This window comes from Microbacterium sp. 22179, from assembly GCF_052045715.1.
Lineage (GTDB): Bacteria > Actinomycetota > Actinomycetes > Actinomycetales > Microbacteriaceae > Microbacterium > Microbacterium galbinum.
This window is the reverse complement of the sequence record NZ_JBQEPJ010000001.1, coordinates 301,790-315,942: the sequence shown is the minus strand read 5'-3', so window position 1 is coordinate 315,942 and position 14,153 is coordinate 301,790. Positions and strand designations below refer to the sequence as shown.

The following is a 14,153-nucleotide window of genomic DNA, read 5'->3' as shown; positions in this document are numbered from 1 at the left end:
GGGACGAAAAGAGGGCCAATCCACATGGACTGGCCCTCTTCTCCGGGTGAGATCTACTTCTTCTTCTTGCCCTGCGCCCGACGCTGCTCGCGGTTGCCGGCAGCCGGAGCCGGAGCATCCGTGCGCTGTCCGAAGGCTCCGCGCGGGGCCTCCTCGGGCTCGGTCTGCGGTGCCTGCGTACGCGCCGCGGCCTGCCGCAGGCGCTCGGTCGCCGCCTGCTGCACCTGACCGCGATCGTTGCGGACCTCGACCTCGCCGGCGTCATTGGCGGCCGAGTACTCGAGACGCTGTTCGGCGGCTCCCTCGGCGAGACCCTTCGCCTCGACCTCGGTCACCTGCGAGTCACCCGCACGGCGCACCTCGACCTCGAGGTTGTAGAGGTATCCGACGGACTCCTCCTTGATCTGTCCCATCATCGACTGGAACATCGCGTACCCCTCGCGCTGGTACTCGATGAGCGGGTCGCGCTGAGCCATCGCCCGCAGCCCGATGCCGTCCTTGAGGTAGTCCATCTCGTAGAGGTGGTCGCGCCAACGACGGTCGAGCACCTGCAGCACCACGCGCCGCTCGAGCTCACGTGTCGCCGCCTCGCCGAGTGCCTCCTCGCGGGCCTCGTACGCGATCTTCGCGTCGGAGAGCAGTTCACGGGTCAGTCCGTCCGCGGTGATGCCGCCCTTGCGACCGGCCGCCTCGGAGACGACCTCGTCGATCGTGACGCTCACGGGATACAGGGTCTTGAGCTCGGTCCACAGAGCGTCGAAGTCCCAGCTCTCGTTGTGGCCCTCGCCCGTGTGGTCGCGGACGACGCCACTGATGGCATCCTCGATGAAGTGCTGCACCCGACCGGCGATGTCATCGCCCTGGAGGATATGACGGCGATCGGCGTAGATGGCCTCGCGCTGACGGTTGAGGACGTCGTCGTACTTCAGGACGTTCTTGCGCATCTCGGCGTTGCGCGCCTCGACCTGCGACTGCGCGCTGCGGATGGCACGAGAGACGAGACCCGATTCGATCGGCACGTCGTCGGGGAAGTTCGTGCGCGAGAGGATCGCTTCGGCGGCCCCCGACTGGAAGAGGCGCATGAGGTCGTCGGTGAGGCTGAGGTAGAACCGGCTCTCGCCCGGGTCGCCCTGACGGCCGGAACGACCGCGCAGCTGGTTGTCGATTCGACGCGACTCGTGCCGCTCGGTTCCGAGGACGTAGAGACCGCCGGCTTCGGTGACCTTCTCTCCCTCCTCCGCGACGATGCCCTTCATCGACTCGTAGGTCTCGTCCCAGGCCGCTTCGTACTCCTCGGGCGTCTCGACGGGGTCGAGGCCCTTCGACTTGAGCTCCTGGACCGCGAGGAACTCGGCGTTTCCACCGAGCATGATGTCGGTACCACGACCGGCCATGTTCGTGGCGACCGTGACCGCTCCCAGACGTCCGGCGCGGGCGACGATCTCGGCCTCGCGCGCGTGGTTCTTCGCGTTGAGCACTTCGTGCTTCACGCCCTTCTTCGCGAGCAGACGCGAGAGGTACTCGCTCTTCTCGACGCTCGTCGTACCGACCAGGACCGGCTGACCCGCGGCGTGGCGCTCGGCGATGTCCTCGACGACCTGAGCGAACTTCGCGGTCTCGTTCTTGTAGACCAGATCGGGCTGGTCCTTGCGGATCATCGGCCGGTTCGTCGGGATCGGGATCACGCCGAGCTTGTAGGTCGACATGAACTCCGCGGCCTCGGTCTCGGCCGTACCGGTCATACCGGCGAGCTTCTCGTAGAGACGGAAGTAGTTCTGCAGGGTCACGGTCGCGAGCGTCTGGTTCTCGGCCTTGACCGGCACCCCTTCCTTCGCCTCGATCGCCTGGTGGATGCCCTCGTTGTAGCGGCGTCCGACGAGGATTCGGCCGGTGTGCTCGTCGACGATCATGACCTCGTCGTTCATCACGACGTAGTCCGTGTCCTTCTTGAACAGCGCGAGCGCCTTGATCGAGTTGTTCAGGAACGAGATGAGCGGGGTGTTCGCCGACTCGTAGAGGTTGTCGATACCGAGGTAGTCCTCGACCTTCTCGATGCCGGGTTCGAGCACTCCGACGGTGCGCTTCTTCTCGTCGACCTCGTAGTCGACGCCCACCTCGAGGGTGCGGGCGATCTTCGCGAACTCGGCGAACCAGCGGTTGGCCTCGCCGGAGGACGGACCGGAGATGATGAGCGGGGTGCGGGACTCGTCGATGAGGATCGAGTCGACCTCGTCGACGACGGCGAAGAAGTGCTCGCGCTGGACGAGGTCTTCCTTGCGCCATGCCATGTTGTCGCGCAGGTAATCGAAGCCGAACTCGTTGTTCGTACCGTAGGTGATGTCTGCGGCGTACTGCTCGCGGCGCACGGCCGGGGTCTGGCCCGAGACGATGATGCCCGTGGTCATGCCGAGAGCGCGGTACACGCGTCCCATCAGCTCGGCCTGGTAGCTCGCGAGGAAGTCGTTGACCGTGATGACGTGGACGCCCTTGCCGGCGATCGCGTTGAGATAGGCGGGGAACGTCGCGACGAGCGTCTTTCCCTCACCCGTCTTCATCTCGGCGATGTTGCCGAGGTGAAGAGCGGCGCCACCCATGATCTGCACGTCGTAGGCGCGCATGCCGAGCGTGCGCTTGGCCGCCTCGCGGACGGCGGCGAACGCCTCGGGCATCAGCTGGTCGAGCGTCTCGCCCTTCTCGAAACGTGCGCGCAGTTCGGCGGTCTCGTTGCGCAGCTCGTCGTCGGTGAGCTTGGAGATGTCCTCTTCCAGCGCTCCCACGGCTTTGACCACCTGGTTCAGGCGGCGGATGACCCGCCCCTCGCCAGCGCGCAGCAGCTTCTCAAGAGGATTGGCCACGGATGTCATCTCCCTGTTGGTGGGTAAAGTGCCGGCGCACGACGGAGCGTGCCCCAGGCATATGTTGTCATGTTACCGGGCCGTGACCTCCACGTCGCCTGCATGGCCGCGCTCCCACGCTTTTCCAGGTATGCATATGCTGGGAAAACACTTCAGGAGGTGGCGATGTCCGTTCGGCAGAGTCTGCTCGCGATCCTCGACCAGGGGCCGTGCTACGGCTACCAGCTGCGGCACGAGTTCGATCGACGCACGGGGTCGCGCTGGCCGCTCAACGTCGGCCAGATCTACAACACGCTCGAACGACTGGAGCGGGACGGGCTCGTCACGAGACTCGATGCGGATGCCCAGGGCCACATCTACTGGCAGATCACCGCCGACGGATCGGCAGAGGTCGCCCGATGGCTCTCCTCCCCCGTCGTCCGCACGACCGCCGTCCGCGACGAGGTCGCGATCAAACTGGCCGTGGCGGCCACACTGCCCGGCGTCGACGCGCGTGCGGCCATCCGAGCGCAGCGCGCCGAGACGCGGGGGCACCTGGGACGCCTGCGCGCGGAGGCGACGACCATCGGGGATGCCGACGACGCCGAGCAGCTCGCCCGCTCGCTCGTCATGGACTCCCTGATCTTCGCGGCGGAGGCGGAGGATCGGTGGCTCACCCATCTCGAGGAGCGGCTCGGGGCGCACCCCCGGCACGCACTCGCACTCGGCCTCACGCAGGAGCGCCCCAAGCGCGGTCGCCCGTCGAAGAGCACCGGCGACGCGGTGCTGATCTGAGGCATTGCCGCGAAACCCGCGTTCGCCTGGAGCGGATGCACAGGCATCCGCTCGTCCGTGGAAAGTAGGATCGGGTCATGGCAGGTATCTGGGGCAGACGCAAACGCGAACAGGAAGCCCTCGCGGTCCAGGACGCAGATCTCGCACGCCGGGCGGAGCAGGCACTCGTCTCCGCCGATGAGCGGATCCGGTCGACATCCGACGAGCTGGCATTCGCCGAAGCCGAGCTCGGGGAATCGCTGACCGGCGATCTGAAGAAGGCGCTCGCCGCCGTCCGCACCCACCTGCGCGAAGCGTTCCAGTTGCACCAGCTCAACCACGACGAGATCCCCGACACCCCGGAGGAGTTGCGCACGCGCAACGCGCGCATCATCCAGCTGTGCGACTGGGCGCAGGATCTCCTCGACGAGAAGACCACCGTCCTCGCCGAGTCGGTCGCGAAGGTGCGGCGGGCACCCGAGGTGATCGCCAAGGTGCGGGCGGAAGCCGAGACTCTCAGTGCGCGCATCCCGGCGACGACCGCCACGATCGAGCGTCTTTCCTCCCGCTACGCCCCCTCGGCGATGACGCAGATCACCGCGAGCGCGCGCGAGGCCGAGCAGCTCATCGCCTTCGCTGTGCACGGGGCATCGGTCTCGGAGCGTCGCCGCGCCGCCAAGCAGAACGAGGAGGCGAACCTCGCGCTCGAAACCGCCACCGAGGCGACCCGACGCGCCGCCACCCTGCTCGACGCCGTCGAGGATTTCGAGATCGAAGCGCTGCGCGCGGAGTCCACTCTGGCCGAGGTCATCGCCGACTCGCGCGGTGACCTGATCGCCGCGCGCAACGCACCGCAGGTTCCCGCGGTCGCCGCCGCCGTCTCCGCCCTCCAGGAAGCGCTGAGCGCTCTCACCCCCTCGGGAACTCCGAACGATCCGTTCGCCGAACTCTCTCGCCTGCGCGACGCGAACACCGGCCTCGACGAGGCGATCGCGACCGCCGAGCACCGTGCCGCCAACCCGCTCCCCTCTGTCGCCCAGGTGCAGCACGCCATCGATGACGCCGACCGCCAGCTCGGAGTCGCCCGCGGTCTCATCTCCGGCCACCGCGGGTGGATCGGCGCCGACGCCCGCACGCGCCTTGCCGAATCCGAGCGGCTGCGGGTGGATCTGAACGACCTCCTGCCCGCCGAAGAGACGCGCGAGCAGGCGCTCCTCGTCGCGCGCCGCGTGGCGCACCTCGCGTCCGAGGCGCTTCAGCTCGCTCAGCGCGACATCGATTCCTCCCGCCCGCAGGATCAGGGCTGGGGCGGCGACGGCGGATGGGGCGGCGGCGGTTGGGGCGGCGGCGGCCGACGCGGAGGGGGCGGCGACATCGCCTCCGGCATCCTCGGCGGCCTCGTCATCGGCAGCCTCCTCGACGGCATCTTCGACTGACCCTCGGCATACGAGAAAAGCGGCCCGGTCCCCTCTCGGGGCCGGGCCGCTTCCGTGCTATCAGGAGGCGAGAGCCTCAGCGGGCGGGGCCTGCGCGCTCAACGCGATGACACCGTAGTCCCAGCCCTTGCGGCGGTAGACCACGCTCGGGTGATCGGTACGAGCGTCAACGAACAGGAAGAAGTCGTGTCCGACCAGTTCCATCCGGTCGACGGCCTCTTCGACCGTCATCCACTCGGCATCGAAGTTCTTCGTGCGGATGACGACGGGCGAGTAGGTCTCCTCCTCGTCGTTCTGCACCGGGATGTTGCCGGTGGCCACGGCCCGCAGGACGTCGACGGATGCCGGCTCGACATCGATCCCCTCGAGGGCGCCGCTGCCCTTCTCGAAGTGCGCGCCGCGAGGGTGCTGCCGCCCGTCGACGCGCTTCTCCTTGGCACGGCGCAACTGCTCGGCCATCTTGTCGACCGCGAGGTCGAGTGCGACGAACTTGTCGCCGTCGGTCGCCTCGGCACGGACGACCGGGCCCTTGCTCACCAGCGTGAGCTCGACGGTCTCCTCCGGCACCTGGCCGTTGCGGTAGACCCGGTGGGTGACCTTCACATCCAGCCGTTGCGCGCGAGCCGCGAATGTCTGGATCCTGGCGATCTTCTCTTCGACAACGGTTCGGAAGCGATCGGTGATACCCACTCCGACGCCAACGATGCTCGTTTCCATTGCTGCCTCCTTGTCCCGGTCCTCCCGGCCAAGGGCGGACCGTGGTCGCCTTGTGACCCCCCACGCTAGTCCGCTTGGGAGCGGATGTCACGGGTCACTTCCTCCGTGTCGTGGAAGAGTCTCCGATGAGTCTCCCGTGACGCGGCGTGGCAGCGAGCGCGACCGCACCGACGACCCGATAGCCCGCCTCGGTGAGCGCTCGCGCGGCCTCGTCGAGCGTCGCCCCGGTGGTCACCACATCGTCCACCACCAGCACGGGCGCACCGTAGCCACGCCGACGGGCGGTCATGCTGCGCCGGACGTTCGCGGCTCGCGCCCGGGCATCGAGGCCGCGCTGATCCGCCCGACGTGCGACTGACCGCAGCAACGGGGCCGGAGCGGCACCGGCTCTGCGCAGCAGCAGCTCCGGCACCCGATAGCCCCGTCTCCGGAAGGCCGACCCCGACGTGGGCACCGGCACGACATGACGCACGTCCGCCACCAGCGGCACCAGCACCCCGGCGAGCGCGGCGCCGAGCGGGGCCGCGAGCAGAGTCTCGCCCTCGCCCTTCAGCCGCCGGATGCAGCGCGCGGCGACACCCGTGAAATCCAGAGCCGCCTGCACCTCGAGTCCGCCCGGGGTGCGCACCGTCCGGGGCTCGGGGCGCAGCTCGGCACGGCACCCTGCGCAGAGCACCGTCCCCCCTGCACTGCAGCCCGCACACGATGCGGCGAGGAGGAAGGCGAGGAGTTCATCACCGAGGGATGCGAGGGTCGAGATCGTAGGCATCCGTCGATCTTCACGCGCCGACGGCAGATCATCCTTCCCGACGCCCACCTTGAGGAAGAGGAGGGGGCTCTCCCACGCCGGTGCAGGAAGAGACGGGCGTCACTGCCCCGCGCGCGTGGCCAGCACGCGCACGCCGGTCGCGACCTCTCGCCACGCCGATCCGGCGTGCGCGAGGAGGGCGCCGTCGGTCGACAGCACCCGCACGCCCGATACGGTCCTGGCGCCGGAGAGCGCAGTCGCGCCGGTCGGGGCGGATTCGACCGTCGCGGTCCCGCCGACCACCTGGGTGAGCAGGTCGGGACTCGGAGAGTCCGCCAGCACCGCCAGGCGGTAGTCGCCGACCCAGACCAGTCCCTGCACATCCCCGTCGACACGGGTCTGCTGCTTCATCGGTCCCAGTTCGGTCGGAAGACCGCTCTCATCACGTACGACCGCGGCGACCACGACCCAGCGCTGACTGCCCACCTCGATCACCGCGGCGATCCTCGAGCCGTCCGTCGATACCCGCATCTGCAGGACGGCCGAGGCATCGGGCCACGCGTTCGCCACGGAATGCGACATCCGGTCGCTGCCCCAGACGAGCACCTCGGTGGGACTCCCCGTCGGCACCGTCCAGGTGTAGCCGTACGGATCGAGCGACGGAGCGATGAGACCGCCCCGTGCATCGGGTTCATCGAGTCGGCCGTCGCCGACCAGATACGCGCGTCCATCGGCGAGCTGGACCGCCGCCATCCCGTCGTCCGCCGCGACGTCGATCGCGGCGATCGGCTCCGAGATGCTCAGGATCTCATCGCTGAGTCCGTCGCTCGGGGAGACCTCGTCTCCCACGATGGTGCCGAATGCGGCGTCAGTCAGCACGAGCGGCCCGGATTCCTGCGGGGGCACGACGACATTCACGACCCCCGCATCGAGCGTGCGACCGTCGACCGTGAACCGCACCTGCGACACGTGCACCCCCGATGCGCGCAGGGTCTCCTGCAGTTGCGTGCGCATCCGCGCGAGCGTCTGCGTCTCGAGAGCGGCGGCCGGGCGGGTCAGGGCGACCTCCGCCACCTGATTCGCGTTGATCGGCACGGCATCCTGCGCGAGCTGCACGTCGGCGGGGAAGGCCGTCTGCACAGCGGGCTCGAGCCACGAACTCGGCGACCCGCTGATCAGAGCCTGCACCACGGTCGTCGCGATGCTCGTGCGACGCGGGAACCAGCGCACATCCGGCACGAGTCGCGACCAGGTGCGGTCGAAGTACTGGAGGGGATACCCCTCGAACACCGTCGAGAAACGCTCCTCATCGATGACGATGCCATCGGGCGCCTGCGAGATGCGCCACTCCCCCGCATCGGTGCGCTCCAGGGCGAAGGCGAGGTTCGCCGGCCCCGCCGCCGAGGAGTACTCCCCGGAGGAGTCGACGCTCGCCACCTGGTCGAGCTGCACCTGCACGTCTGCGGCATCCGCGTCGTCGACGTCCTCGTCGAGCACCGAAGAGGACACGGCCCGGTCCGTGGCGGAGGCGTCGACGGCCACGCCCGTGCTGGGGCGCCAGGATCGCTGCATGTCGGGAGTGAGGAACCGACGGGCGATCTCCCAGTTCTCGGCCGGTGTGATCGCCGCCTCCATGAAGCCCTCGACGATCTCCCGGGGGCCCGCGCCCGGCGCGGGGCCGGAGGCGAGAGGAAGGAAGTCCGCGTCGTCGGGCGACTCGCCCAGCTCCAGGCCCACGTTCACGTCACCGGAAGTCGGCAGACCGGTGCACGCGGTGAGCAGCACCAGGCTCGCTGCGGCGAGCGCGATGCCCCGCAGGAGGTTCCTCATCCGTGCAGTACTCACGGGGCTTCACCCCCGTCGAGCATCTCGCGTCGCACGTCCGTGAGCGAGAGAGGCTGCGTGGCATCGCCGAGTTCGGCGAGGGAGTCCTGGGGTTCGACGGAAACAGGGCTCGGCCCGTCGAGCGTCGTGCCGTGGCGAGGAAGGGTGAGCACGAAGTTGGTGCCGGCGCCGAGCTCCGACCACACCGACAGGGTGCCCCCGTGGAGCGTGGCATCGCCGAGCGCGATCGACAGCCCGAGTCCGGTGCCCCCGATGGTGCGCTGACGCGACGGATCGGCCCGCCAGAACCGGTCGAACACGCGTTCGGCATCGGCCGGGTCCATCCCCAACCCGAAGTCGCGCACCCCGGCGGCGACCGCGTGCTGGTTGCTGTCGACGGTGACGACGATCGGACGCCCCTCACCGTGTTCGATCGCGTTGCCGATGAGGTTGCGGAGCACGCGGCGCACCCGACGCGGATCCATGTCGACCGGGGAATATCCCCCGGGAGCGACGAGCCGCAGTTCCGTGCCGTGACCGTCGGCGAGAGGACGCATCTGCTCGATGACGTCTTCGGCGACGTGCGCGAGACTCGTCGCCTCCAGCTCGAGCTGCACCGACCCTGCGTCGTATCGGCTGATCTCGAGGAGGTCCGACAGCAACGTCTCGAAGCGCTGCACCTGGGCGTGCATGAGCTCGGCCGCCCGCGCCGTGACCGGGTCGAAGTCCGCACGCTGATCGTTGAGCATGTCGGCGGCGAGACGGATCGTCGTCAGCGGCGTGCGGAGCTCGTGCGAGACGTCGGACACGAACCGCTGCTGCACCATCGACAGTTCCCCGAGCTCCTTGATCTGCGCCTCGATGCTGTCGGCCATCGCGTTGAACGAGCGCCCCAGCGTCGCGAGTTCATCCTCACCATGCACTTCCAGGCGCACGGCCAGATCGCCCGACGCGAGTCGCGCACTCGTCTCCGCCGCCTGGATGATCGGCGTCGAGACCGTGCGCAGGACGATCCACGAGATGGCCGCGACGATCGCGACCAGGCCGATCCCCGCGATCCAGAGCGTCCGCTGCACGAACACGAGGGTCTGATCGGCATCCGAGAGGTCGTAAGCGAAATAGATCTCGAAGGGGCCCGCCTCGGGTACGACGACCTGCTGTCCGACGATGATGCCCGGCACCTCTCCCCCTCCTTCGACGGGGAGGGCGACCGACTGCCAGGCCTGGCGGTCGTCGAATTCCACGACGCGTGCGCGGAGGCCGTCGCTGAGCAGGCTCGCGCTGAGTCCGGCCGTGAAGCCGTTGAGGCGGACGCCGTTCGCATCGGCGTCGATCCGGATGCCGGTGAGCTGATCGGCGTTCGAGTTCTGCGCGAATCCGGCCTGGATCGTGTTCCACAGGTCGGCGAGGGCTGCCGGGTCGTCTCCGACCTCGGCGACGTCGAGCGTGCTCTGGGCGACGTCGACCGCGCGTCGGGCGTCTTCGAGCGCTTGGTTCTTGCGCGAGACGAAGAGGTCGTTCTGGATCACGAGCGCCATGGTGACGCAGGTGATGAGGATCGCGAGGGAGGTCGCGAGCAGGGTCACCGCAAGGGTGCGGAACCGCAACGATCTGCGCCACAGGGACCCCAGAACCGTCGGCCAGCCGCGCCAATCGCGCAGGACGGCGACCGCCGTGGTGGTGGCTGTCGTCACGGCCATGGGCGTGTCAGACAGCGCTCCCGGCGCGATAGCCGACTCCGCGGACCGTCATCACGATCCGCGGGTTGTCGGGGTCGAGCTCGACCTTCGCGCGCAGTCGCTGCACGTGCACGTTCACGAGACGCGTGTCGGCCTTGTAGTGGTAGCCCCAGACCTGCTCGAGCAGCATCTCGCGGGAGAATACCTGCTGCGGCTTGGAGGCGAGAGCGACGAGCAGCTGGAACTCGAGAGGGGTGAGGGCGATCGGGTCCGTGCCGCGGCGCACCTCGTGCGCATCGACGTCGACGGTCAGATCGCCGACGCGGAGCTGCTCACTGGTCGTCTGCGGCACGGGACGGAGCCGCGTGCGGATGCGGGCGACCAATTCCTTCGGGTTGAACGGCTTGACCATGTAGTCGTCTGCGCCCACCTCGAGACCCCGAACGACGTCAGCGGTGTCGGTGCGAGCCGTGAGCATGATGACGGGCACACCGGACTCGGCGCGGATGCGCGTGCAGATCTCGATCCCATCCATGCCGGGGAGCATCAGATCGAGGAGGACGAGGTCCGGGCGCTGTGCGCGCCACTCGTCGACGGCACGTGCTCCGTCGGCGCAGAACACGGGCTCGAATCCTTCGGTGCGCAGCACGATGCCGATCATCTCGGCGAGCGCGGTGTCGTCATCGACCACAAGGATGCGTGAGGTCATAACTGTTACCTTATGGCACTCGGTCTCACGTTCCCCAGGTCTGCGCGCCAACACCGGGGATATGGCACGATGGAGGCGCACGACGGAGGGAAGTGCTGTGAGCGCCCAGACCTGGACCCCTGCCCGGAAGAAGGGCATCATCCCCCTGCATCCGATGACGTTCGGAATGCTGCTCGGGAAGGCGTTCGCCGCGCTGCGGCACAACCCCAAGGTTCTGTTCGGCTTCGCCGTCATCCTCCAGCTCGCCGTCCTCATCCTCGCGGCGCTCGCGATGGGGCTCGTCCTCTTCACGACCTTCTCCCGACTCGAGACCGTGTCGACCGCGAGCCCTGACTTCGAGGCGATCGCTGCCGGAACCATCGCGATCAACATCATCGCCGGCATCCTGGTCGGTCTCGCTTCGGTCGCCGTCACCGCGATCATGCAGGGCGTGATCGCCGCAGACGTCAGCTACGCCACGATCGGCGAGAAGGCCACGCTGCGAATGCTGTGGCGCCGGATGACTCCGGCCTTCTGGCGTCTCGTCGCATACTCCGCGCTCGTCATCGTCGCCGTGTTCGGCCTCATCATCGTGGTCGCGCTCATCCTGTTCGGGATCATCGCCGGTGGCATCGCGGGCGGGATGGGAGCCTCCCCCGAGACGGTCGGCCTCATCGTGCTGGTCGTGGTCGTCTTCTTCCTCGCCTGCATCCCCCTCTACGTCTGGCTCAGCACCAAGCTGATGCTCGTGCCCTCGATCCTGGTGTTCGAGCGCGCGCGGCTCAAGGACGCGATCGTGCGCTCGTGGCGGCTGATCCGCGGCCGTTTCTGGGTCGCCTTCGGTGTGAGCTTCCTCATCAGCTTCATCATGGGCATCGCGATGAACGTGGTGGCCGTGCCCGCGCAGCTGTTCGCCCAGATGTTCGGCGCGGTGCTCGTGCCCACCGGCGACCCCGAGCCCAGCGCGATCATCGGCATGATCCTCCTGCTCCTCGCACCGCAGATCCTCACCCTCGTGCTCCAGGCGATCACTCTGGTCGTGCAGAGCACGAGCGCGGCTCTCATCTACCTCGACTCCCGCATGCGGTACGAGGGGCTCGACCAGACTCTCGTCTCCTACGTGGAGCGCAGCGACATGGGGTGGACCGAGGAGCAGCTCGGGGACCCCTACGCGGTCGACCCGGCGCGGGCCGTCTCGAGCGCACCCCCGCCCAAGGCCGTCCCCGACTACGTCCTCCTCTCGCAGTCGTACGCGTACCCGGCACCCACGGGTGCGCCGCAGCAGCCCGGGTATCCCGGACCGTACGGATACGCGCAGCAGCCGGCGCAGCCCTCCTCCCCGCCGCAGCCCCCGCAGTACGGCTACGCGCCCGCACCGCAGACCTACGGCGCCCCGCCCACTCCCCCCGGGTACACCGCACCGCCCGCACCCCCGGCGTACAGCGCACCGGCCGCTCCCGCGATACCTCCCGCAGCGGCACCACCCGCAGCGGCACTACCCGCAGCGGCACCGCCCGCAGCGGCACCGTGGACCGCTCCGGGCGACGGTGATCCCCGGGCATGATCCGACCGTTCGACGACCTGTTCGTCCCGGACGGCGACGACGCGCGCCGCTGGGCCGAAGAAGAGTTGAGCAATCCGCGCTACGCCGATGCCGAGCCCTCGTGGTTCGACTACCTCGCGCGGGACATCGGCCGATTCATCGGCAACCTCTTCAGTTCCGACAACGGCGCGGCCGTCGGTCCCTCCGCCCTCGTCATCGTCTGCATCCTGATCGGTGCCGCGCTGATCGTCGCACTGATCGTCTGGGGGCGCCCGCGACGCTCCCGCTCCGTCGCCCGGGCGCGCACCGACCTCCTCGGTGTCGATGACGACCGCTCGGCGGCCCAGTTGCGCGCCGAGGCGGAACGCAGCGCCCGTGCCGAGGACTGGGATGCCGCCACCGTCCTGAGGTTCCGCGCGATCGCCCGTGACCTCCTCGAGCGCGACATCATCGACCCTGCTCCGGGTGCCACCGCCCAGGCCATCGCCCGAGAGGCCAGCGCGGTCTTTCCCGACGAGTCGGCACCGATGCGCAGCGCCGCGACAGCGTTCGACGATGTCCGCTATCTGCGCCACCCCGCGACGCCCGAGTCCTACGCCGCCCTGGCCGCCACCGACGAGCGCCTGCGGTCCCGCAGGCCGGCGGTGGTGACCGCATGACCGTCACCGAGGAGCGGATCACCCCTCCCACCACCGCGGAACCGACGAGACGCCTGCGCTCGATCATCGGTTGGGTGGTCGTCGCCGCGCTCGTCGTCGGTGTGGCGTGGGTGGGGCTCCAGATCGCCGCGACCGCCCCGAGTGAGCGCCGTTCACTCGACCCCGAGGGCCGTGGAGATGCGGGCGCGCTGGCGCTCGCTGAGATCCTGCGGGACCAGGGGGTCGAGGTCGACGTGTATCGCTCGCACGTCGAGGCGCGGGACGCTCTGGACGAGAGCACGACGCTCGTCATGACCAATCCGTACACACTCAGCGATGAGGGTCTCGCCGAGCTGATGGGGCCGGCCGACCGTGTCGTCTTCCTCTCGGTGGGAGCTCACCTGCTCGACGACCTCGATCTCGGTGCCTACTCCTCGGCGCCGCTCGCCGAGGTCGACGCGCAGTGCACCGCCGGGGAGTTCGCCGAGGTCGGCACGATCGAACCCGATCGACTGATGACTCCTGACTCCGGCGTGGAGTGGTGCTTCGGCGACGAAGAGGGCGCGGCCGTGCTCATCGACGACAGCGATGGTCGACGCACCTCGATCGTCGACGGCTCCCGTTTGTTCAGCAACGCCTATCTCGCCGAGAACGGCAACGCCGCGCTCGCGCTCGCCCTGCTCGGCCAGACCGATCGCGTGGTCTGGTACGTCCCCTCGCTCGGCGATTCCGACATCGAGGCGACGTCTCCCGACACGCTGGGCACTCTGACGCCGCCGTGGGTCACCCCGGCGATCATCCTGCTGATGCTGTCCGGCGCTGCGGCCGCCCTGTGGCGCGGCAGACGGTTCGGTCCGCTGGTCGCCGAGACGCTGCCGGTCACGGTCCGCGCTTCCGAGACGATGCACGGTCGCGCACGTCTGACGGCGAAGGTGGCGGATGCCCCGCACGCAGCGCTCGCGATCCGCGACGGCGCGCAGCGGCGCCTGGCCCGGCGACTCGGGCTGACGGCACGCGCGACATCCGACGAGGTCGCCGATGCGGCATCCGATCGTCTGCGAATTCCCCGGGGCACGCTCCAGGCGCTCCTCGCCGGCCCGCTGCCCACCGACGACGCCGCGCTCGTCGAGCTCGCTCGGCGCCTCGCCGACCTCGAAGAGGCCGTCGAGAAGACGCACCGAACCGCCCGCGCGACGGACGCACCATCCGCACACACTCCATCCACGACGGAAGCCGAGGACACCCGTGACCGCTGAGTACAATCCCGCCGAT

At 69.0% G+C, this 14,153-nt stretch carries 11 protein-coding genes; 5 read left to right on the top strand and 6 right to left on the bottom strand.

Annotated features, from left to right (window positions below):
* Positions 1–53: 53 nt before the first annotated feature.
* Entirely contained in the window at positions 54–2,855 is a 2,802-nt protein-coding gene (gene secA / locus ACTJKK_RS01410; RefSeq protein WP_440746749.1) for a preprotein translocase subunit SecA, read from the bottom strand.
* Between the two features lie 165 nt (positions 2,856–3,020).
* Between secA and ACTJKK_RS01405 the strand changes: the two genes are divergently transcribed.
* Entirely contained in the window at positions 3,021–3,629 is a 609-nt protein-coding gene (locus tag ACTJKK_RS01405; RefSeq protein WP_440746748.1) for a PadR family transcriptional regulator, read from the top strand.
* Between the two features lie 77 nt (positions 3,630–3,706).
* On the top strand, positions 3,707–5,044 hold the full coding sequence (locus ACTJKK_RS01400; RefSeq protein ID WP_440746747.1) for a hypothetical protein: 1,338 nt from the start codon (positions 3,707–3,709) through the stop codon (positions 5,042–5,044).
* A gap of 60 nt (positions 5,045–5,104) precedes the next feature.
* On the opposite strand, the gene hpf is transcribed toward ACTJKK_RS01400, so the two are convergent.
* From hpf to mtrA, 5 genes are all read right to left on the bottom strand, one after another.
* Positions 5,105–5,761 (bottom strand): ribosome hibernation-promoting factor, HPF/YfiA family, encoded by a 657-nt coding sequence (gene hpf, locus ACTJKK_RS01395; protein WP_247622862.1) that lies wholly within the window; start codon positions 5,759–5,761, stop codon positions 5,105–5,107.
* 94 nt (positions 5,762–5,855) lie between these two features.
* On the bottom strand, positions 5,856–6,530 hold the full coding sequence (locus ACTJKK_RS01390) for a ComF family protein (RefSeq protein WP_440746746.1): 675 nt from the start codon (positions 6,528–6,530) through the stop codon (positions 5,856–5,858).
* A 99-nt stretch (positions 6,531–6,629) separates the two neighbouring features.
* A complete protein-coding gene (locus ACTJKK_RS01385) occupies positions 6,630–8,339 on the bottom strand; it encodes an LpqB family beta-propeller domain-containing protein (protein WP_440746745.1) in 1,710 nt (569 codons plus the stop codon).
* An 11-nt stretch (positions 8,340–8,350) separates the two neighbouring features.
* Positions 8,351–10,033, bottom strand: a complete 1,683-nt coding sequence (gene mtrB, locus ACTJKK_RS01380) for an MtrAB system histidine kinase MtrB (RefSeq protein WP_247955927.1) — start codon at positions 10,031–10,033, stop codon at positions 8,351–8,353.
* A gap of 7 nt (positions 10,034–10,040) precedes the next feature.
* On the bottom strand, positions 10,041–10,721 hold the full coding sequence (gene mtrA / locus ACTJKK_RS01375) for an MtrAB system response regulator MtrA (protein WP_247632497.1): 681 nt from the start codon (positions 10,719–10,721) through the stop codon (positions 10,041–10,043).
* A 97-nt stretch (positions 10,722–10,818) separates the two neighbouring features.
* Between mtrA and ACTJKK_RS01370 the strand changes: the two genes are divergently transcribed.
* Genes ACTJKK_RS01370 through ACTJKK_RS01360 form a run of 3 tightly spaced genes read left to right on the top strand, consistent with a single transcriptional unit; the run spans position 10,819 to position 14,137 of the window.
* Positions 10,819–12,264, top strand: coding sequence for a glycerophosphoryl diester phosphodiesterase membrane domain-containing protein (locus tag ACTJKK_RS01370; protein ID WP_440746744.1), 1,446 nt, complete (start codon positions 10,819–10,821; stop codon positions 12,262–12,264).
* A complete protein-coding gene (locus ACTJKK_RS01365) occupies positions 12,261–12,902 on the top strand; it encodes a DUF4129 domain-containing protein (protein WP_440746743.1) in 642 nt (213 codons plus the stop codon). Before ACTJKK_RS01370 ends, ACTJKK_RS01365 begins: the two co-directional genes overlap by 4 nt.
* On the top strand, positions 12,899–14,137 hold the full coding sequence (locus ACTJKK_RS01360; RefSeq protein WP_440746742.1) for a DUF4350 domain-containing protein: 1,239 nt from the start codon (positions 12,899–12,901) through the stop codon (positions 14,135–14,137). Before ACTJKK_RS01365 ends, ACTJKK_RS01360 begins: the two co-directional genes overlap by 4 nt.
* The last annotated feature ends 16 nt before the right edge of the window (positions 14,138–14,153 follow it).

What these genes read in the sequence shown, in the direction of transcription:
- ACTJKK_RS01405 (WP_440746748.1), top strand. Translation starts at nt 3,021, where the DNA reads ATGTCCGTTCGGCAGAGTCTGCTCGCGATCCTCGACCAGGGGCCGTGC.
- ACTJKK_RS01400 (WP_440746747.1), top strand. Translation starts at nt 3,707, where the DNA reads ATGGCAGGTATCTGGGGCAGACGCAAACGCGAACAGGAAGCCCTCGCG.
- hpf (WP_247622862.1), bottom strand. Translation starts at nt 5,761, where the DNA reads ATGGAAACGAGCATCGTTGGCGTCGGAGTGGGTATCACCGATCGCTTC.
- ACTJKK_RS01390 (WP_440746746.1), bottom strand. Translation starts at nt 6,530, where the DNA reads ATGCCTACGATCTCGACCCTCGCATCCCTCGGTGATGAACTCCTCGCC.
- ACTJKK_RS01385 (WP_440746745.1), bottom strand. Translation starts at nt 8,339, where the DNA reads ATGAGGAACCTCCTGCGGGGCATCGCGCTCGCCGCAGCGAGCCTGGTG.
- mtrB (WP_247955927.1), bottom strand. Translation starts at nt 10,033, where the DNA reads ATGGCCGTGACGACAGCCACCACCACGGCGGTCGCCGTCCTGCGCGAT.
- mtrA (WP_247632497.1), bottom strand. Translation starts at nt 10,721, where the DNA reads ATGACCTCACGCATCCTTGTGGTCGATGACGACACCGCGCTCGCCGAG.
- ACTJKK_RS01365 (WP_440746743.1), top strand. Translation starts at nt 12,261, where the DNA reads ATGATCCGACCGTTCGACGACCTGTTCGTCCCGGACGGCGACGACGCG.
- ACTJKK_RS01360 (WP_440746742.1), top strand. Translation starts at nt 12,899, where the DNA reads ATGACCGTCACCGAGGAGCGGATCACCCCTCCCACCACCGCGGAACCG.